The following is a 17,661-nucleotide window of genomic DNA, read 5'->3' on the forward strand; positions in this document are numbered from 1 at the left end:
AGAGTACGCCCGGAGGAGAATACGGTGACCGATCGCATCGAGCAGCTTTTGTCGGAAATGACGCTTGAGGAGAAAGTGTCCATCCTCTCCGGCGAGGATTTCTGGTCCGTTCCCGCCATCGCCCGCCTCGGCATCGGCAAGCTGCGTGTTACCGATGGCCCCAACGGCGCCCGCGGTGGCGGCTCGCTCATCGGCGGCGTCAAATCCGCCAGCTTCCCGGTCGGCATCGCCATCGGCGCCACCTGGAATGTTCCACTGGTCGAGGAAATCGGCGCTGCCCTCGCCGACGAAGTCAAATCCAAGGGCGCGCATATGCTGCTTGCGCCCACGGTCAACATCCATCGCTCGGTCACCAATGGCCGTAATTTCGAATGCTATTCAGAAGACCCATTCCTCTCGGCCCAACTCGCTGTCGGCTACATCACGGGCCTGCAAGGGCAGGGGATCGGCGCCACCATCAAGCATTTCGTCGGCAATGAAAGTGAGATCGAGCGCACGACCATGTCGAGCGAGATCGACGAGCGTTCGCTGCGCGAAATCTATCTCATCCCCTTCGAATGGGCGGTGAAGAAGGCCGGCACCTGGGGCGTGATGAGCTCCTACAACCGCCTCAACGGCACCTTCACCTCGGAGCACAACTGGCTCCTTTCCACTGTCCTCCGCGACGAATGGGGCTATGACGGCATCGTCATGTCCGACTGGTTCGGCTCCCACTCGACCGCCGAGACCGTCAATGCCGGCCTTGATCTCGAAATGCCGGGCCCAGCCCGCGACCGCGGCCAAAAGCTCGTCGATGCCGTCAACTCAGGCGAAGTCTCCACGGAAACCCTCGACAAGCGCGTAACCGCAATGTTGCGCCTGATGGAACGTGTCGGCTCTCTCGACGATCACCGCCCGCATCAGGAACACGCCAACGACCGCCCCGAGCACCGCGCCCTGATCCGCCGCGCCGGCGCCGAAGCCGCCGTCCTCCTCAAGAACAACGGCGCCCTGCCGCTAAAGCCCGAAAGCCGCATTGCTGTTATCGGCCCCAATGCCAAGCGCGCCCAGATCATGGGCGGCGGCAGCGCCCAGCTCAACGCCCACTATCGCGTCTCGCCATGGGAAGGCCTCGTTGCCCAGCTCGGCGATGAGCAACTGAGCTACGCCGTCGGCTGCGGTAATGACCGTTTCGAGCCGCTGCTCCGCGGCACGCTCACCGTCGAATACTTCGCCAATGAAAGGCTCGCCGGCGAGCCGGTCCATATCGGCACCCAGGAAGACGCCCAGGCCTTCTGGATCGGCAATGTCGCCGACGGCAAGGTCGATCCGCTGCACTTCTCGGCCCGCGTCCGTGCCACCTACGCGCCCGAAAAATCCGGCACTCACCGCGTCGGCATCTATTCCGCCGGCTTCGCCAAGGTTTTTGTCGACAGCAAGCTCGTCGCCGATGCCTGGACCAATTGGACCAAGGGCCGCACCTTCTTCGAAGAGGGCTGCGACGAAGTCGTCGGCACCATCGACCTCGAAGCCGGCCGCACCTATGACGTGACGATCGAATTCGCCACCAAGGACTTTGCCACCCTCGGCCTCGCCGCCTTCGCCTGCGGCATCGGCCTACCGCTCGGCGACGCTGACATCGCCGAAGCCGTCCGCGCCGCCCGCAATGCCGATACTGCCGTGGTCTTCATCGGCCGCAATGGCGAGTGGGACACCGAAGGCAGCGATCTCCCCGGCATCGAACTCCCCGGCCGCCAGAACGAACTTGTCGCCGCCGTCGCCCAGGCCAACCCGAACACCGTCGTGGTCCTCCAGACCGGCGGCCCCATCGAAATGCCGTGGATCAATTCGGTCCGAGCCGTCCTCCAGGCCTGGTACCCAGGCCAGGAAGCCGGCAACGCCATCGCCGACGTCCTCACTGGCGTCGCCGAACCCGGCGGTCGCCTGCCGCAAACCTTCCCGGTGCGCTGGTCCGACAACCCCGCCCACAGCCAGGACCGCGAAGTCTATCCCGGCCTCGAAGGCAAGGTCCGCTACGAGGAAGGCATCTTCGTCGGCTACCGCCACTACGACCGCCTCGGTATGACCCCGCTCTATCCCTTCGGATTTGGCTTGGGCTACACGACCTTAACTGTCAGCGATCTCACCGTCGACGACGGCGCTTTCGAAGCCGACGGCAAGGTCACCGCGACCGTGAGAGTTACCAACACCGGTGCCCGCGCCGGATCCACAGTCGTCCAGCTCTACGTCTCCGACGAAGAATCCTCGTCGCCCCGTCCGGCGAAGGAACTGAAAGCCTTCGCCAAGGTTGCCCTCGCACCCGGGGAGAGCCGCCAGGTTACGCTCACCCTCGACGCCCGCTCCTTCGCCTTCTTCCGCACTGAAGCAAAGCACTGGCTGGTCGAATCCGGCGACTTCACCCTCCGCGTCGGCCAATCCTCGGCCGACCTACCGCTGACGGCGACGATCAAGCGCGACACGATCCTGATGCTGCCCGTCTAAGGTGTGTGGACGGGAGCCGTGCTCTCCCCTCCATCGTCATTGCCGGGCTTGTCCCGGCAATCCATCTCGTCTCCGCATGGGACCGCCGGGACAAGCCCGGTGGTGACACCCGCTGCGAGAGCGTCACTCAAGTTGGCCTCTAAGCCGCCTTGTGCTCGGTCCCATAAAGCCCGAGATAAAAATCCATATCGCCGTTGCGCATGCCGAGCGATTCAAACACCGCGCCCATGAAACTGACGGGCGCGGTGCCCGGCGCCGTAATGATCTTGCCGGCCAAAACCGCTTGCGGCTGATCCCGATAGTGCTCCACGCCCTTGTAGCCCGTATCCGGCAAGCTCTCCGGCCCGTTGGACGTATGCGCCACCTCGTCGAGCAACCCCGCCCGCGCCAGCGCCAGTGTCCCGTCACAAATCCCGCCCACCGTCTTGCCGGCGGCGTGCGCCTTTCGCAACACATCGGCAATATCCGGCGCACAAGGCGTGCTCCAGATCGTGCCGCCATTCACCAGCAGCGCATCGATTTCTTCGACATTGATATCCGCCACCGCCATATGCGGCGTCACCTTCAGCCCGCCCGAGGACACGACTTCCTCGCCGTCCGGCGTCGCGAAAAGCGTGTTAATCCCATAGTAGCTGCGGGCTGCGGCATTGAGCAGCGCGGTTTCCCAATCGGCATAGCCGGGCGTGAGAATGGTAACGAAAGTGGTCATGGCGTAATCCCTTAGTGGTTCGAGCCTCACGATTTCGCTTCTCCGCGACAATCTGCGTCAGCAGCCCATTCACGGTCGCGTCAAACTTTGCCCCATTTCTTGAGGCTTCAGAAGGACGCTGCTAAGAGTGGCCGCGCCCCCGTAAGACCTGCTTAAGAGATTCCCCGTGCTGTTGTTGCGCCGTATCGCCATTGCCCTTGTCCTGAGCTGCGCAAGCCTGGTGCCGGCATGGGCGACCCCGCTCCTCCTCGTCGATCGCGATACCCTGCAGGTCCTCTACGCCGAGGATGCCGGCCAGCCCTGGCACCCGGCCTCGCTCACCAAGCTGATGACCGCCTATGTCGCCTTCGAGGAGATCGCCAAGGGCACGGTGACGCTCGAAACGCCGGTCACGCTCTCCAAATATGCGCTGAGCCAGGCCCCAAGCCGCTCCGGTCTCAAGGTCGATACCTCGGTGTCGCTCGAAGACGCGCTCTACATTCTCATCGTCAAGTCGGCCAACGACATGGCCGTTGCCATTGCCGAAACCATTGGCGGCAATGAAGCCAGCTTCGTTGCCAAGATGAACGACGTCGCCCAGCGCATGGGCCTGACGGCGACCCATTTCGTAAATTCCAACGGCCTGCACGACCCGCGCCAGGTGACGACGGCCCGCGACCTCGCCATTCTCTCGCTCTATATCGAGCAGAGCTTTCCGCAATACATGCAGATGTTCCGCACCAGCGTTGTTCGCATCAACGGCCAGAAGCTGGAATCGCAGAACGAAATCCTGACAACCTTCGCCGGCGCCATCGGCATGAAGACCGGCTATGTCTGTGCTTCGGGCCTGAACCTTGTCGCCGATGTCGACCGCAACGGTCGCCGCCTCATGGCGGTGGTTCTCGGCGGCTCCTCGGGCCGCGATCGCAACGAGCGCGCCGCCGAACTCCTCCTCAAGGGCCTTTCGGGCTCCGCGTCGGGCACCGGCCAGAACGTCCTCACTCTTGCCAACGCTGTCGGCGCAGCGCCGGTTGATATGCGCCCCAATATCTGCGGCAAGGGCGCAGCAGAATATGTGAAAGCCCAGGAAGCAGTCTTCCCCATGGGTCTCAAGGGCCAGCCGAGCTATCTCACCGACACCATTGCCGCGGTGGAGCACGTCGCCACCGATCTTGGCCGCATGCGCACCGGCATCGTCCTGCCGCGCCCGCGTCCGGCCCACATCCCGGCCTTCCCGGTTCAGGACGTCGCGGAAAACACCGCCACCGAAGCCAGCCTCCGTCCCGGCCTCGAACTGGCGGGAAATCCCGGCATCCCCTATCCGCGCCCCCGGCCGGTGTTCAGGTAATCTTAAGGCATCGCGTCAGTTGCCCACTCTGTCACGGCGTCATTCCCGCGAAAGCGGGAATCCCTGACTTGAAACAAAGATCCCCGCTTTCGCGGGGATGACACTGCGCAAAGTTGGACGGTAGGGGCTCTACCCAGCCACGATCTCGAACCGCAGCACCTCGCCCTCTGTGCTGGCCTCGCAGGCATGCCCGCGCTGCCGGCAGTAGAGTGGAATATCAATCGCAGCCATCGGATCGGTCGCGAGAACGCTAAGCAGGCTGCCGTGCGCCAATCCTTCCAGCTTCTTTTCCAGCTTCAGCACGGGCAGGGGGCATTTCAGCCCCCTGGCGTCGATCAGTTCGGGCTCAGTTGGCAACGACGAGCACCCAATAGACCCCGTAGCTGGATGCGGCATTGTAGGCCACGCCAAGGCCCGCCTTGCTGCCCTGCGCCACAAGACCCGCCGCATCGGCGGGGCTATTGCGCCAGCCCGAGAACGTATCCGCGAAGGTCGCATACCCCGCGCTGAGCTTCATCACGGTCATGCCAGCCGGCGTCGCCGGAGCCGTGCCCGTCTGGGCATACTGATTGGCCAGCGCCTGTGCCGTGCCATCGAGACCCGCATCTGCCGCCAGCGCGGGAACGCCACGCGTCGAGCGATAGGCATTGACGAGGTTGATGGCCTGCGCCCGATCAAGGCGCGCGTTCGGCTGGTCCATGCGGGCCGTCAGGCCCGAGGCAAGGGCCGTCGGCGCAGCGCCGCCGCCGCCCATCATCGAGCATCCGGCGATGGCAATCGTGGCCGAAAGGGCAACACCGATGGCGGCGATACGAAGAAACGAGGTTTTCATTGGAATCCTTTTTGGGCTCGTGGGGCCGATTGCCGCCAAAATCTCACGGCGAGCCTGATGTGAGGTTAATCCGCTCTGCTTCGGCATTGCCGCGCGTAAAACCCCCAATTATGGTCGCCCCTGCCTTGTCCGCCACATTTGCGGCAGGGTCTTGGCAGGGCACATCTTTCCTGCCGCTGGAGGGGAAGAAATGTCGGGCTCGGTCCACGAAGTCATCGATGAGCGCTTTCGCGATCTCATCATCCGCAGCGCCCAGCTTGAGCAGCTCTATACCGGCTGCCGCTGGGCCGAAGGGCCGGTCTGGTTCAAAGATGGCGACTATCTCCTCTGGAGCGATATCCCCAACCACCGCATGATGCGCTACCAGCCCGACGGCGCGGTTTCCGTCTATCGTGCCGATTCCAACTTTTCCAACGGCAATACTCGCGACCGTCAGGGCCGCCTCGTTTCCTGCGAACACGGCCAACGCCGCGTCACGCGCACCGAATACGACGGCACAATCACCGTCCTCGCCGACCGTTTTGAGGGCAAGCGTCTCAATTCGCCCAATGATGTCGTGGTGCATTCAAGCGGCAGCGTCTGGTTCACCGACCCCACCTACGGTATCCTCTCGGATTATGAAGGTTTCCAGGCCGAGCCCGAACAGGCAACGCACAACGTCTATCGCCTCGATCCCGATACCGGCACCCTGGCCGCCGTCGCCACCGACTTCCTGCAGCCCAATGGCCTCGCCTTCTCGCCCGACGAAAAGCGGCTTTACGTCGCCGATTCCGGCTCCAGCCATAAGCTAGACCACCCGCGTATCATCCGCGTTTTTGACGTGATCGACGGCAAAACCCTCGCCAATGGCCGCGAGTTCTGCACGCTCGCGAGCGGCATTCCGGACGGTATGCGCGTGGACGTCCACGGCAATGTGTGGACCAGCGGCGGTCCCGCCGTTCACTGCTACGCCCCGGACGGCACGCTGCTCGGCCGCATCAACGTCCCGGAAGGCGTCGCCAATCTTACCTTTGGCGGTCCGAGGGGCAATCGGCTCTTCATCACCGCCACCACCTCGGTCTACTCGATCTATCTCGCTACAAAGGGTGTCCAGACGCCCTAGGGCAGTCTCCTGCAGTGGTCACCGGCTTCAGGACAAGGACATGCTCTTTAGTGCCGGAATTCTTCGCTGCCGGCCCAGTGGTCATCATCTGCTGGGCCGTCTTCGTCTTCCTCGTAAAAGCTGTCTTCGCCATCGTCCTGCGCTTCGCCGGAAAGCTCCCGCAGCGCATCCTCGTCATCGGGCGAGAGGGCGTGGGAGTGATTTGACGGGTCATCGAGCATCGTGTCCTCGATGCCGAAATTGGCATCGCTGGCTTCGCGATCTCCGCTCAGTTCCTCGATGGCCCGGTCGATTTCCTCGAGCATGGCCGCGGGGTCTTCATCCCCCCAGTCGCCGCTTTCGCGAATGGCCGTTTCTTCGCGCATCTCGCGAAGCCGCGCCAAACGTTCATCGACCGGCCGGTCGTCGCCATAGAGCAGGTCTTCGATTTCGCTCTGGCTATAGGGTTGAGCAATGCCCGCCTGGTCGGCATTGTCAAAATTGGTTTCCTGCGGCACCAGCCCGCCGCGATGATGCATCTGCGCCATTTCTCGTCTCCCTATCTGTGCGAGATGACGGCACAACGCCTCGGCAGTGCGCGAGTTCGCCTGCGTGATGAAATGTGATCTGGGGAAGGGCGGGCCCGAAGGCCCGCCTTGCGTGCTCAGCCCGGCTGGCCGGCGATATTGACCATCCAGCTCACGCCGAATTTGTCGACCAGCATGCCGAACGTGTCACCCCACGGCGCCTTTTCGAGCGGCATCATGGGCTGCCCGCCGGCCGAAAGACCGTTCCAGTAGCCGCGCAAGGTGGCTTCGTCGTCCCCGCTCAACGACACCGAAATATTGCTCTCGTCGGGGATGGGCATGCTGGCCGGTGCATCCGAAATCATCAGCGTCATGCCATTGGGTGCGTCGAGCTGCCCATGCATGATTTTCTGCGCCTCGGCCGGATCATGCGGCATGCCGCCCTCGGCATAGGTCGACAGGTTCAGCTCGCCACCAAAGATCGAGTGATAGAAGGCAAGCGCTTCGCGGGCATTGTTGCGGAAGTTGATATAGGGATTGAGACGTACGGTCATGGCTGTCTCCTCTCGCTGGCCGATGGCCCAGCCTAAACCTGTCTTGTGACGGGAAATAGGTGGCTAATCCGTCGCCCGAAAACCCCGCCTCTGCCGCGCGATCACCCAGAACACAAAAGGCGCCATGACCAGCCCAGCCCACCCATAGGCCGGGAGGATGCCGACCCAATCGGCCAAAAACCCAAACGCCAGCGTCGCCGCGATGCCCACGACATTCTCGGCCATCACCAGTGCCGAAGTCGTCGTCGCGCGGCTCTTGCCTTCCATGATCTTCTGAAAGCGCGCCTCGGCCAGCACCGTCACTGGAGCAACCACGATGTAGCCGGCGGCAAGGAGCAGTACATAAGGCGCTGTCTGCCCCTGCGAAGCCGCTATCAGCAAAACCCCGCCCAGAGCCGGCAGCGTCCAGGCGAGCCAGGGACGCCCCGCCAGTCGATAGGCATGAATGCTGGCCAGCGCAAAAATGGCCTCGACCCCAGCCGCCACGATGCCCCAGGCCCAGACCGGTAGCGACACGGCGAGGTAGTAAAGCTCGTCAAACTCTTCGAGCACCTCAAAGACCAGCAGGCCGGTCGCAATATAGGTGGTGACAAAGCGCAACTCCGCTCGCTCGCGGAACTCGCGCCAGGCGTGGACGAAATGCGTGAAGTAGCCACCTTCCACATCAGCCTCGTCCTCGGCACCACCATTGCGCCGCACATCCTCCAGCCAGAAAGCCAGAATGGCAGCAACCAATAGCGGGGGAATAGAGAGCCAGATGGCCCACTCAAAGCTCCAATAGGCGACAAACCCGCCAAACAGCGTGCCAAGCCCAATGCCCAGCCCTTCGGCGGCATTGTCCCGCCCCAGCACCTTGTCGAATTCGTCCGTCCGCCCCTCGGCAGCCATCCGCTCATAGAGCAGCGCCTCGCGCGAACCTGATTGCAGCGCCTGCCCAAGGCTCCAGAGCAGAAAGCCCGCGCCGTAGATCCAGAAATCGCCCTGTGCGAGCCCCCAAAGCACAAAAGTCCCGGCCTTCGCCAGCGGCGCCAGCGCCAGCAATACGCGCCGATCAAAATGATCCGACAGCGCCCCCGACGGCATTTCGAGCACAATTGCCGAAGCCGACCAGAAGGCCAGCAGCACGCCGATCTCACTCGTGCTCAGCCCTTCGAGCGAAAACAGCGCCGTATAGATGGCATAGGCAAAGATGAAGTCGAACAGGAAGGCATAGGCGTAATAGACTCTGAGAAAAGCAGAAAGCCTCACCCCATTCTCCTCCCGTGCCATTCCTGCCTGCGCTCGCGCCAAGTTGCAGCCAAAATGCGTCGCTTTGGTCTAGGCTCCTCGCGGCGAGCATGATAAACCGCCAGACAAATCGTTCCTGTTGAGCGGAATCGTCTCGTGGCCAAGTCTGATACCAAGCAATTCCTCACCGAAATCTTCGCCTGGTGGCGCGGCCAGACCTGGGGAACGCGTCTCTGGATCAAGCGTTTCGGCAACTATGTCGGCTCCGACGAATTCGGCAACCGCTACTATCAGGACAAGAAGGCCAACCGCCGCTACGTGACCTATGCCGGTTACGCCGACGCTTCGGCCATCCCGCCCGGCTGGCACGGCTGGATGCACTACCGCACCGACGTTGTCCCGACCGACGCAAACTACAAGCCGCGCGACTGGGAAAAGCCGCATCAGGCCAATCTCACCGGCACGGCGGAAGCCTATCGCCCCGATGGCAGCCTGCTCAAGAGCGGCGAGCGTCCGCGCGTCACCGGCGACTATCAGGCCTGGTCGCCCGAATAAGGGCCCATGCCTCTGCGCTTCCTCTCCCGCCTTTTTGCTGCGCTAGCCTTCCTCGGGCTGGCGCTTGCTGTTGTGCCCGCCAGCGCGCAACCCATGGCCCATCCCGTCGCGACCCTAGCCGGCCTCGACAAGATCACCGGCCGCATCACGCGCTTTGACGTCTATATCGACGAAACCGTCCTCTTCGGCGCCCTCGAGATAACGCCACGCGCCTGCTACGACCGTCCCGCCACCGACACCCTGCAGCGCACCTCGGCCTTTCTCGAAGTCGACCAGCGCTCGCTCGACGGCACCGCCAAGCGCATTTTCACCGGCTGGATGTTTGCCGATAGCCCGGCGCTCAACGCCGTCGACCACCCGGTTTACGACGTCTGGCTGATCGAGTGCAAAACCAGCACCAACGTCCCCCCACCAGACCAGCGATAATTCTTCAGAAGCCTGTCTAAATCTCCCATCCTCGCCCGTCGTGGCAGGAGGCGGCTACGGCCGCGCATGGGAGGACGATCTATGCTGCTCAAGGGAAAGACCGCCATCGTCTATGGCGGCAGCGGCGCCGTCGGTGGCGCGGTGGCAAGCGCCTTCGTCCGCGAGGGGGCGGTGGTCCATCTGGCCGCCCGCGGCCGCGAACGGCTAGAGGCATTTGCCGAGGAGCTGCGCGCCAAAGGCGGCACCGTTCACGTCGGCACCGTAGACGCGTTGGATCGCGCCTCGGTCGAAGCGCATCTACAAGACGCAATCGGCAAAGGTGGCCCCATCAACGTCGTCTTCAGCGCCATCGATTGGGGCGATGCGCAAGGCACGCCGATCATCGACCTCGAATACGATCGCTTCATCATGCCAGTCGAGCGGGGCCTCAAATCCTGGTTCAATATCGGCGCCACCACGGCCCGGCACATGGGCGAGAACGGCGGCGGCGCCATTCTCGGCATTACCGCCAATGCCGCACGCGAGGCCTATACCGAAATGGGCGGCTTCGGCATCGCCTGCGCTGCGGTGGAACACTACCTCCGCCATCTCGCTGCCGAGAACGGCCCAAAGGGCGTCCGCTGTTGCTGGGTCCGCTCCCCTGGTTCGCCCGACGCTCCCGGCGTGCGCGAGGCCTGGCTGATCCACGCCCGCGAAAAGGGCATCACTTTCGAGGAAATGCACGCCGAGGTCGCCAAGGATACCCCGCTACGTCGCATCTCCTCGCTGGGGCAGGTGGCTGACGCGGTGGTCCTGCTCGCCAGCGACCTCGCCTCCAGCATGACCGCCACGCTCGCCAATGCAACCGGCGGCGCGCAGGTCGATTGAACGCAGAACAGGAGAACCGCCCATGCTGACCCTGCCCAAAACCGAGCAGCGCGCCGCGCAGCCCTATATCTACGTGCCCTTCACCGTGACCATGCAGCAGATGCAAAAGCCGGCCCGCGAAGGCTTTCCGCAGCTCTTCGCACACCTCGAAAGGCACGGTCTCAAGCCTGCCGGCGAGGCCTTCTACAACTATCGCCGGATCAACATGGAAGACACGCTCGATGTCGAAGCCGGCATCGCCGTCGAAGCCCTCGGCCCCGAAGAGGGGCAGGTGAAGAACGGCACGCTCCCTGCCGGCAATTTCATCGGTCTGAGCTGGACCGGCCACCCCGACAAGCTGATCACCGTCACCGGCATGCTGATCGGCTGGGCAAACCTGACCCAGCAGAAATTCGACATGGAAGAAAGGCCCGACGGCGACCACTTCGCCTGCCGGCTCGAGATCTACGAATCCGACCCGGCCGAGGTGCCAAACATGGAAGACTGGGTGACGACCCTGGCCTTCAAGCTAAAGGACTAAAACAGCTCGTCCATCGCGCAATAAAACGCATAGCGCTCCGCATCGAACTCCGCCCCATAGGCGGCGAGGAAATCGGCAACGTAATTCTCGCCGCCATTGAACTCCATGCTGCGGCACGCCAGCGCCAGGTCCTGCCAGCGATCCGATACGCCCAGCCTGGCGCAATCGACCACACCGCCGAACCGCGTCCCATCCGCCAGGAAATTCGGCAGGCAAGCATCGCCATGCGTCACCACCCGATTGGTCTCGTCCGGCCGATTATTCGCGAGCCAGTCGAACACTTGCTGCGCCGTCCAGCCATCGCGCTCATCGTCAAAATCCGTCTCGTCGATCCGCCCCGCCAAAACATTGGCTTCAGCATCGGCAAGCCGCTTCGTAAGATTATGATCGAACGGACAATTGGCCGGATCAAGCGCATGCAACCGCTTCAAACCATCCGCAAGCACCTGAATCAAAACCTGAGGTTCATCCCCCAGGTGAGTCAAATCCCTGCCTTTTACCGCCGTCATGAGAAGCCAGTTGAAGTCGTCGGCCATGATATGATCGACCACGCGCGGCGCCGGAAAACCCATCTCGGCAAGATAATCGAGCCGCAGCAATTCCTCGCCCATTTCGTCGAGTGCATGCGCCGGCTCGGCCTTCAGAAACAGCGCACTCTCACCCATCGGAACACGCCACACCGAGGCCTGCGACTCCCCGATAGTGATCGGCTCCCACTCCCGCGCCTGCAAAGCCTTCAATTGCAGCGGCAGTCGCTCACGCGGATTCATCCCAGGCTCCCCAATTCCCCTTGACCGCCAGCGCTTGCGCCAGCCTGTCCTCATAATCCGCGCGCTCGATCTCTATACCCCCCAGCGAAGCCAGGTGCGGCGTCACGAACTGCGTATCAAGCAGCTGAAACCCTCCGGCATTCAACCGCTCCACCAGATGCGCCATGGCCATCTTGCTGGCATCGGTCCGCCGATGAAACATGGATTCCCCAAAGAACGCCCCGCCAATGGCCAGCCCATAAAGCCCGCCCACGAGATCGGCCCCGTCCCAGACCTCCACCGTATGCGCCACCCCGCGCCGAAACAGCTCGCCATAGACCGCCCGGATCGTCCCATTGATCCAGGTCGTCGACCGGTCCTCGCCAACGGTGGCGCAGCCCTCGATGATCCCGTCCCAATCGGTATCGACGCGAATATCCCAACCCGATTTCCGCATGGCCTTGCGCAGGCTCTTCGACGCATGAAAGCCGTCGAGCGGCATGATCCCGCGCATTTCCGGGCTCACCCAGAAAAGGTCCTCATCCGCCGCATCTTCCGCCATGGGGAAGATGCCGGCGCGATAAGCCCGAACGATCAGCTCGGGCGTCACCTCGATGTCGAAGGGATCGGTGGGGCGGGCCATGCTCAGTCAGCAAAATGAAAAAAGGGGCGCAAAGCGCCCCTTTAAATTGTCAGGCCTTGTTCTCGGCCAGGAACTTTTCCAGCCAGTGAATATCATAGTTGCCGGCAATGATATCGGGCTGCTTGATCAACCGCTGGAACAGGGGAAGGGTAGTCTTCACCCCATCCACCACGAATTCGTCGATCGCACGGCTCAGGCGCTTGAGGCACTCCTCGCGGGTGCGGCCATAGACGATCAACTTGCCGATCAGCGAGTCATAATAGGGCGGGATCTTGTAGCCTTGGTAGACCGCGGAATCGACGCGCACACCCACGCCACCGGCCGGGTGATAGAAGGTGATCGTGCCCGGCGAGGGCGCAAAGGTCTGCGGATCTTCGGCATTGATACGCACTTCGATGGCATGGCCATAGAACTGCACCTTGTCCTGCGTCATCGACAGCGCTTCGCCCGAGGCGACACGAATCTGCTCATAGACGATGTCGATGCCCGTGATGCGCTCGGTAACCGGGTGCTCCACCTGCAGGCGGGTGTTCATTTCAATGAAATAGAACTCGCCGTTCTCGTAGAGAAACTCGATCGTGCCCGCGCCCGAATAGCTCAGCTTGCGCATGGCCGCGGCGCAGATTTCGCCGATGCGATCGCGCTCTTCCACCGTAATGGTCGGGCCGCCGGCCTCTTCCCACACCTTCTGGTGGCGACGCTGCAGCGAGCAGTCACGCACGCCCAGGTGCACGGCATTGCCCTGACCATCGCCAAGCACCTGCACTTCGATATGGCGCGGCTTGCCGAGGTACTTTTCCATATAGACGGAATCGTTGCCGAAGGCGGCCTTGGCTTCCGAACGGGCGGTCGACCAGGCGACCAGCACGTCCTTCTCGCTCTGCGCCACCTTCATGCCGCGACCACCGCCACCGGCAGTTGCCTTGATCAGCACCGGATAGCCGATTTCCTTGGCAGTCTTGAGCGCGTCGGCTTCGGTTTCGACCGCCCCGGCCGAACCCGGAACCACGGGAATGCCCAGCTCGACCGCCGTCTTCTTGGCGGTGATCTTGTCACCCATGATTTCGATATGGTGCGCCGAAGGACCGATGAAGGTCACATTGTGTTCGCCGAGAATCTTGGCGAAACGGGCGTTTTCCGAGAGGAAACCATAGCCCGGATGCACGGCATCCGCCCCGGTGATCTCGCAGGCCGCAAGGATCGACGGGATATTGAGATAGCTGTCCTTGGCCGCATTGGGGCCAATGCAGACGCTTTCGTCGGCAAGGCGCACATGCATGGCATTGGCGTCAGCAGTCGAGTGAACCGCAACGGTCTGGATACCCAGTTCCTTGCAGGCGCGCAGGATGCGCAGGGCGATTTCGCCGCGATTGGCGATCAGGACTTTCTGGAACACGTGAAAGTCCCTCCTTACTCGATGACGACGAGCGGCTCGCCATATTCGACCGGCTGCGCGTCGTTCACGAGAACACGGGTCACCGTGCCCGAGCGATGCGCCGGAATCTGGTTCATGGTCTTCATGGCTTCGATGATGAGAACCGTCTGGCCTTCGGTGACCTTGGTGCCGACATCGACGAAAACCGGCTTGCCCGGCTCAGGCGAGCGATAAGCGGTGCCAACCATCGGCGAGGTCAGGGTGCCGGGGTTGGAGGTCAGGTCTTCCTTGCTCGCAGGAGCGGCAGCCGGAACGACCGAAGCGGGGGCAGCAGGAGCAGCCGGCGCGGCGGGCGGCGCATAATACTGCGGGGCAGGGGCATAGGCCGGTGCTTCAACCGGATAGGAGCGGGTGACGCGGACCCGGAGGTCCTCCTGCTCGATCTCGATCTCGGCGAGATTTTCCTTGTTGAGCAGTTCGGCGATGGCGCGGATCAGGTCCTGATCCACCTGCGATGACTTGGTCATTCTTGTCGGTCTCCCGGCTTCCAGTCGAAGCGTTATGCGAGTTTCTGAGCCATGGCTTCCAGGGCCAATCTATACCCCAGCGTACCAAAGCCGCAAATGACGCCGAAGGCGACTGCCGACACATAAGAGTGGTGTCGGAAGGCCTCGCGTTGATGAATGTTGCTGATATGGACTTCTGCCACGGGCAACGAGACGGCCTTGAAGGCGTCATAGATTGCCACCGAAGTGTGCGAATAGGCGCCGGGATTGATCAGGATGCCATCGGCCGTGCCGAGCGCTTCCTGGATCCAGGTGACCAGTTCGCCTTCGTGATTGGATTGGCGGAAATCAATGGAAAGGCCGAATTCGTCGCCGGCGGCGCTGCAAATGGCCTCCACATCGGCCAGGGTCTGAGCGCCGTAGATTCCGGGCTCGCGCTTGCCGAGCATGTTGAGGTTCGGGCCGTTGAGGACGAGAACGTGCTTTGCCATAGTCTTTTCGTTGTGCACCGGCTCTTTCCGGCGGTGCAAGGGCGGTTACACGAATTGCACCGAAAAGGCGAGCCTCCTCGGTGCTTTCCGCGCGTCTAACGGGAGAGTCGGGCGAGATTCGGGCTAACTGCACACCGACTGGCCGCAGGCCCGCATATTCGCAATGCGCGTCCGCAGATCATCGACACCAATGGCACCCGGAATGATTTCATTGCCGATGATATAGGTCGGCGTTCCGGTAATCCCCAGCGCCTGTGCAATCTCATAGGAAGTCTGAATGGTCTTGGCCACGCTCGGCTCACCCATCTTCAGCTCCAGATCAACCTTGCTCAAGCCCAGCGCACCAGCGGCGTCCAGCGCAACGGCCTTGTCCACCTTGCCACGGCTCGAAAACAGCGCTTCGTGGAAAGCCCAGTAATCGACATCGGCTTCCCCGACGAGCACGCCCACGCGCGCCGCATCGATGGATTCATTGGAGAGAATGGGGAATTCCTTGAGAATGACCCGCAGGTTCGGGTCTTCCGCCAGCAGCGTCGCCAGATCCGGCAGCGCCGCACGGCAATAGCCGCAGTTATAGTCAAAGAACTCGACCAGCGTCACATCGCCGTCCGGATTTCCCAAGACCACCTGGCCGGGATCATTGAAGATCTTGTCCTGCATCTCGGTGATCGCGACCTGCGCCTTGGCGCTTTCCTCGGTGCGCAACGTTTCATCAAGCGCCACCGACAGCCGCTGCAGTAGCTTGGGGTCGCTCATCAGGAAGCTTTCGATCATCGGGTTGAGAACCGCCGGATCGATCGCCGCCACAGCCTGCGGCGCCGCGCTGGCAGTCGCTTCGTGCTCGGAAAGAACGCTCTCGACGATGGCGCGCACCGCGACCGTATCTGTCTGCGGCTCCGGCCGGTTGAGCTGGGAATAGCCCAACGCCCCCGCGAGAATTCCCGCCACGGCGGCCAGCACGATAGACAGACGATTCATCGGACGGATGCTCCCAGAGATTCTGCGCATGGGCCTTCTAGCAGACCTCGGCCCAATCTGGCACCGGACAATTGCCGCAGTCTAAAGCGCTGCTTCAATTGTTGTTGAGTGAACCCGCGCTTCCGGCTAGTCCCCATGGACCAGAAGGAGCCGCCTATGACCCCCGCAGCCGACGGCCTCATGCCGTTTCTCGCCATGGACATTCTCAACCGTTCCAAGGTGCTCGAAGGGCAGGGACGCACCATCTGCCATCTGGAGCTGGGCGAACCCGGCCATCCGCCCGCCCCGAAAGTCATCGAAGCTGTCGCCCGCGCCTTGCCCGACCCGCAAGGCTACACTAGCGCCAAGGGCCGCATCGACCTGCGCGAGGCGCTTTCGCGCTACTATGCCGAGCAGCACGGCGTCTCCGTAAACCCGGAAATGATTCTGGCCACAATGGGTTCGTCGGCCGGCTTCATCCTCGCCTTTCACGCCGCCTTCCGCCCCGGCGCCCGCATCGCCATCACCCGCCCGGGCTACCCCGCCTATATCAACACCCTCATCGGCCTCGGCTTCGAATATGCCGAAATCCCCGTCACGGCGGCCAACAACTGGCATCTTACGGGCGCCGACATCGAAGCCGCCTATCGCGAAATCCCCTTCGAAGGCCTCCTGTTCGCCAGCCCCGCCAATCCCACAGGCGCCGCGATCGATCGTGCCGGCCTCGCCGACGTCATCGACACCTGCCGCCGCCTCGGCGTCACCCTGATCTCGGACGAAATCTACCACGGCCTCGACTATCGCGGCCCCTCAGTGTCGGCGCTCGAGCTGACCTCGGACGCCATCGTCATCAATAGCTTTTCCAAATACTACTGCATGACCGGCTGGCGCATCGGCTGGATGGTGCTCCCCGAAGCACTGATCCGCCGCGCCGAAATCCTGCAGCAAAACCTTTTTATCTCGGCGCCCACCCTCAGCCAGATCGCCGCGACCGCAGCGCTCGATGAGCGCGACTATTCCGAAGAGCAAAAAGCCAGCTACGCCGCCAACCGCGCTGCCCTGACCACTGGCCTCCAAAATCTCGGCTTCGACCTAGCCTCACCAGCCGATGGCGCCTTCTATGCCTATGCCGGAACATCGAGGTTTTCCAACGACTCCCTGGCTTTTTGTGAATCGATGCTGGAGCAGGCGGGCATCGCCGCTACCCCCGGCGTCGACTTCGACCGCGTCAACGGACACGGCTTCGTCCGCTTCAGCTATGCCGGCACACGCAACACGGTCGATCTCGCCCTCGACCGCCTCAAAACCTTCCTGGCAGCCGGATCATGATCATCCCAACGCTCGAAACACCACGCCTCATCCTCCGCGCCCCGCGCATGGAGGATTTCCCGGCCTATGCCACCCTCATGGCCTCGCCTCGCTCCATCTACATGGGCGGCCCATTCGATCACCGCGGCGCCTGGGGCCTGTTCTGCCACGACGTCGCCCTGTGGTCCCTCTACGGCCACGGCGCCCTGATGATCGACGTCAAGGAAACCAGCATTTGCGTTGGCCAGGTCGGCATCAACCACGGCCCGCTCTTCCCCGAAAAGGAACTCGGCTGGCTCCTCTATGACGGTTTTGAAGGCCACGGCTACGCCACCGAAGCCGCAGAAGCCCTGCGCGATTGGGCCTTTGCCAACCTGAACCTGCCAACCCTTGTCAGCTACTTCGATCCGGAGAACCACCGTTCCATGGCCGTCTCCGCCCGCCTCGGCGGCACCCGCGACGACAACGCCCCGCTGCAAGACGAAGGCGACGTCGTCTACCGCTACCATCCAACAAAATAGGCGCG

General features: G+C 62.7%; 21 protein-coding genes. 9 read left to right on the plus strand and 12 right to left on the minus strand.

Going from position 1 to position 17,661, the window contains the following annotated elements:
- Window positions 1–57 precede the first annotated feature (57 nt).
- Window positions 58–2,481, plus strand: a complete 2,424-nt coding sequence (locus ACSQ2A_RS05800; RefSeq protein WP_436071635.1) for a beta-glucosidase H — start codon at window positions 58–60, stop codon at window positions 2,479–2,481.
- A gap of 139 nt (window positions 2,482–2,620) precedes the next feature.
- Here the strand turns inward: ACSQ2A_RS05800 and ACSQ2A_RS05805 are convergent, their stop codons facing one another.
- A complete protein-coding gene (locus ACSQ2A_RS05805) occupies window positions 2,621–3,190 on the minus strand; it encodes a DJ-1/PfpI family protein (RefSeq protein WP_295416357.1) in 570 nt (189 codons plus the stop codon).
- Window positions 3,191–3,356: 166 nt separating this feature from the next.
- Here ACSQ2A_RS05805 and ACSQ2A_RS05810 point away from each other — a divergent pair, with 166 nt between their 5' ends.
- Window positions 3,357–4,517, plus strand: coding sequence for a D-alanyl-D-alanine carboxypeptidase family protein (locus tag ACSQ2A_RS05810; RefSeq protein WP_436071422.1), 1,161 nt, complete (start codon window positions 3,357–3,359; stop codon window positions 4,515–4,517).
- A 129-nt stretch (window positions 4,518–4,646) separates the two neighbouring features.
- Here the strand turns inward: ACSQ2A_RS05810 and ACSQ2A_RS05815 are convergent, their stop codons facing one another.
- Both ACSQ2A_RS05815 and ACSQ2A_RS05820 read right to left on the minus strand, forming a co-directional pair.
- Window positions 4,647–4,874 (minus strand): sulfurtransferase TusA family protein, encoded by a 228-nt coding sequence (locus ACSQ2A_RS05815; RefSeq protein ID WP_436071423.1) that lies wholly within the window; start codon window positions 4,872–4,874, stop codon window positions 4,647–4,649.
- Window positions 4,864–5,349 (minus strand): CAP domain-containing protein, encoded by a 486-nt coding sequence (locus ACSQ2A_RS05820; RefSeq protein WP_436071424.1) that lies wholly within the window; start codon window positions 5,347–5,349, stop codon window positions 4,864–4,866. The genes ACSQ2A_RS05815 and ACSQ2A_RS05820 overlap by 11 nt, the downstream gene beginning before the upstream one ends.
- Window positions 5,350–5,539: 190 nt before the next feature.
- On the opposite strand from ACSQ2A_RS05820, the gene ACSQ2A_RS05825 reads away from it, so the two are divergent.
- A complete protein-coding gene (locus ACSQ2A_RS05825; RefSeq protein ID WP_436071425.1) occupies window positions 5,540–6,451 on the plus strand; it encodes an SMP-30/gluconolactonase/LRE family protein in 912 nt (303 codons plus the stop codon).
- Between the two features lie 47 nt (window positions 6,452–6,498).
- Here the strand turns inward: ACSQ2A_RS05825 and ACSQ2A_RS05830 are convergent, their stop codons facing one another.
- The 3 genes from ACSQ2A_RS05830 to ACSQ2A_RS05840 form a co-directional block, all read right to left on the minus strand.
- Window positions 6,499–6,978, minus strand: coding sequence for a hypothetical protein (locus ACSQ2A_RS05830; protein ID WP_295416344.1), 480 nt, complete (start codon window positions 6,976–6,978; stop codon window positions 6,499–6,501).
- A 116-nt stretch (window positions 6,979–7,094) separates the two neighbouring features.
- On the minus strand, window positions 7,095–7,511 hold the full coding sequence (locus tag ACSQ2A_RS05835) for a VOC family protein (protein WP_295416341.1): 417 nt from the start codon (window positions 7,509–7,511) through the stop codon (window positions 7,095–7,097).
- A 63-nt stretch (window positions 7,512–7,574) separates the two neighbouring features.
- A complete protein-coding gene (locus tag ACSQ2A_RS05840) occupies window positions 7,575–8,759 on the minus strand; it encodes an MFS transporter (RefSeq protein WP_436071426.1) in 1,185 nt (394 codons plus the stop codon).
- Window positions 8,760–8,894: 135 nt separating this feature from the next.
- Here ACSQ2A_RS05840 and ACSQ2A_RS05845 point away from each other — a divergent pair, with 135 nt between their 5' ends.
- The 4 genes from ACSQ2A_RS05845 to ACSQ2A_RS05860 all read left to right on the plus strand — a co-directional run bounded on the left by ACSQ2A_RS05845 (window position 8,895) and on the right by ACSQ2A_RS05860 (window position 11,106).
- Window positions 8,895–9,293 carry an NADH:ubiquinone oxidoreductase subunit NDUFA12 gene (locus tag ACSQ2A_RS05845; protein ID WP_436071427.1) on the plus strand — a complete coding sequence of 133 codons (399 nt, stop codon included), beginning with the start codon at window positions 8,895–8,897 and terminating at the stop codon, window positions 9,291–9,293.
- Between the two features lie 6 nt (window positions 9,294–9,299).
- Window positions 9,300–9,719, plus strand: a complete 420-nt coding sequence (locus ACSQ2A_RS05850) for a DUF2155 domain-containing protein (RefSeq protein WP_436071428.1) — start codon at window positions 9,300–9,302, stop codon at window positions 9,717–9,719.
- Window positions 9,720–9,800: 81 nt separating this feature from the next.
- Window positions 9,801–10,586 (plus strand): SDR family NAD(P)-dependent oxidoreductase, encoded by a 786-nt coding sequence (locus ACSQ2A_RS05855; protein WP_436071429.1) that lies wholly within the window; start codon window positions 9,801–9,803, stop codon window positions 10,584–10,586.
- Window positions 10,587–10,608: 22 nt separating this feature from the next.
- Window positions 10,609–11,106, plus strand: a complete 498-nt coding sequence (locus ACSQ2A_RS05860; protein ID WP_436071430.1) for a GyrI-like domain-containing protein — start codon at window positions 10,609–10,611, stop codon at window positions 11,104–11,106.
- Here the strand turns inward: ACSQ2A_RS05860 and ACSQ2A_RS05865 are convergent.
- The 6 genes from ACSQ2A_RS05865 to ACSQ2A_RS05890 all read right to left on the minus strand — a co-directional run bounded on the left by ACSQ2A_RS05865 (window position 11,103) and on the right by ACSQ2A_RS05890 (window position 15,848).
- Complete coding sequence (locus tag ACSQ2A_RS05865; RefSeq protein ID WP_436071431.1) at window positions 11,103–11,876, minus strand: APH(3') family aminoglycoside O-phosphotransferase; 774 nt, start codon at window positions 11,874–11,876, stop codon at window positions 11,103–11,105. The genes ACSQ2A_RS05860 and ACSQ2A_RS05865 overlap by 4 nt on opposite strands.
- The gene (aat, locus tag ACSQ2A_RS05870; protein WP_436071432.1) at window positions 11,863–12,498 is read right to left on the minus strand and encodes a leucyl/phenylalanyl-tRNA--protein transferase; all 636 of its coding nucleotides are present in this window, start codon (window positions 12,496–12,498) and stop codon (window positions 11,863–11,865) included. Before aat ends, ACSQ2A_RS05865 begins: the two co-directional genes overlap by 14 nt.
- A gap of 49 nt (window positions 12,499–12,547) precedes the next feature.
- Window positions 12,548–13,894 carry an acetyl-CoA carboxylase biotin carboxylase subunit gene (gene accC / locus ACSQ2A_RS05875; protein ID WP_436071433.1) on the minus strand — a complete coding sequence of 449 codons (1,347 nt, stop codon included), beginning with the start codon at window positions 13,892–13,894 and terminating at the stop codon, window positions 12,548–12,550.
- Window positions 13,895–13,908: 14 nt separating this feature from the next.
- On the minus strand, window positions 13,909–14,400 hold the full coding sequence (accB, locus tag ACSQ2A_RS05880; RefSeq protein ID WP_295416316.1) for an acetyl-CoA carboxylase biotin carboxyl carrier protein: 492 nt from the start codon (window positions 14,398–14,400) through the stop codon (window positions 13,909–13,911).
- Between the two features lie 32 nt (window positions 14,401–14,432).
- Window positions 14,433–14,870 carry a type II 3-dehydroquinate dehydratase gene (gene aroQ, locus ACSQ2A_RS05885; protein WP_436071434.1) on the minus strand — a complete coding sequence of 146 codons (438 nt, stop codon included), beginning with the start codon at window positions 14,868–14,870 and terminating at the stop codon, window positions 14,433–14,435.
- Between the two features lie 123 nt (window positions 14,871–14,993).
- Window positions 14,994–15,848 (minus strand): DsbA family protein, encoded by an 855-nt coding sequence (locus ACSQ2A_RS05890; RefSeq protein WP_436071435.1) that lies wholly within the window; start codon window positions 15,846–15,848, stop codon window positions 14,994–14,996.
- Window positions 15,849–16,004: 156 nt separating this feature from the next.
- Between ACSQ2A_RS05890 and ACSQ2A_RS05895 the strand changes: the two genes are divergently transcribed.
- Both ACSQ2A_RS05895 and ACSQ2A_RS05900 read left to right on the plus strand, forming a co-directional pair.
- Window positions 16,005–17,156, plus strand: coding sequence for a pyridoxal phosphate-dependent aminotransferase (locus tag ACSQ2A_RS05895; protein ID WP_436071436.1), 1,152 nt, complete (start codon window positions 16,005–16,007; stop codon window positions 17,154–17,156).
- On the plus strand, window positions 17,153–17,656 hold the full coding sequence (locus ACSQ2A_RS05900; protein WP_436071437.1) for a GNAT family N-acetyltransferase: 504 nt from the start codon (window positions 17,153–17,155) through the stop codon (window positions 17,654–17,656). Before ACSQ2A_RS05895 ends, ACSQ2A_RS05900 begins: the two co-directional genes overlap by 4 nt.
- The last annotated feature ends 5 nt before the right edge of the window (window positions 17,657–17,661 follow it).

Source organism: Devosia sp. LjRoot3 (assembly GCF_964252865.1).
Taxonomy (GTDB): domain Bacteria; phylum Pseudomonadota; class Alphaproteobacteria; order Rhizobiales; family Devosiaceae; genus Devosia.

What these genes read in the sequence shown, in the direction of transcription:
- ACSQ2A_RS05800 (WP_436071635.1), top strand. Translation starts at nt 58, where the DNA reads ATGACGCTTGAGGAGAAAGTGTCCATCCTCTCCGGCGAGGATTTCTGG.
- ACSQ2A_RS05805 (WP_295416357.1), bottom strand. Translation starts at nt 3,190, where the DNA reads ATGACCACTTTCGTTACCATTCTCACGCCCGGCTATGCCGATTGGGAA.
- ACSQ2A_RS05820 (WP_436071424.1), bottom strand. Translation starts at nt 5,349, where the DNA reads ATGAAAACCTCGTTTCTTCGTATCGCCGCCATCGGTGTTGCCCTTTCG.
- ACSQ2A_RS05825 (WP_436071425.1), top strand. Translation starts at nt 5,540, where the DNA reads ATGTCGGGCTCGGTCCACGAAGTCATCGATGAGCGCTTTCGCGATCTC.
- ACSQ2A_RS05830 (WP_295416344.1), bottom strand. Translation starts at nt 6,978, where the DNA reads ATGGCGCAGATGCATCATCGCGGCGGGCTGGTGCCGCAGGAAACCAAT.
- ACSQ2A_RS05835 (WP_295416341.1), bottom strand. Translation starts at nt 7,511, where the DNA reads ATGACCGTACGTCTCAATCCCTATATCAACTTCCGCAACAATGCCCGC.
- ACSQ2A_RS05850 (WP_436071428.1), top strand. Translation starts at nt 9,300, where the DNA reads ATGCCTCTGCGCTTCCTCTCCCGCCTTTTTGCTGCGCTAGCCTTCCTC.
- ACSQ2A_RS05855 (WP_436071429.1), top strand. Translation starts at nt 9,801, where the DNA reads ATGCTGCTCAAGGGAAAGACCGCCATCGTCTATGGCGGCAGCGGCGCC.
- ACSQ2A_RS05860 (WP_436071430.1), top strand. Translation starts at nt 10,609, where the DNA reads ATGCTGACCCTGCCCAAAACCGAGCAGCGCGCCGCGCAGCCCTATATC.
- ACSQ2A_RS05865 (WP_436071431.1), bottom strand. Translation starts at nt 11,876, where the DNA reads ATGAATCCGCGTGAGCGACTGCCGCTGCAATTGAAGGCTTTGCAGGCG.
- aat (WP_436071432.1), bottom strand. Translation starts at nt 12,498, where the DNA reads ATGGCCCGCCCCACCGATCCCTTCGACATCGAGGTGACGCCCGAGCTG.
- accB (WP_295416316.1), bottom strand. Translation starts at nt 14,400, where the DNA reads ATGACCAAGTCATCGCAGGTGGATCAGGACCTGATCCGCGCCATCGCC.
- aroQ (WP_436071434.1), bottom strand. Translation starts at nt 14,870, where the DNA reads ATGGCAAAGCACGTTCTCGTCCTCAACGGCCCGAACCTCAACATGCTC.
- ACSQ2A_RS05890 (WP_436071435.1), bottom strand. Translation starts at nt 15,848, where the DNA reads ATGAATCGTCTGTCTATCGTGCTGGCCGCCGTGGCGGGAATTCTCGCG.
- ACSQ2A_RS05895 (WP_436071436.1), top strand. Translation starts at nt 16,005, where the DNA reads ATGACCCCCGCAGCCGACGGCCTCATGCCGTTTCTCGCCATGGACATT.
- ACSQ2A_RS05900 (WP_436071437.1), top strand. Translation starts at nt 17,153, where the DNA reads ATGATCATCCCAACGCTCGAAACACCACGCCTCATCCTCCGCGCCCCG.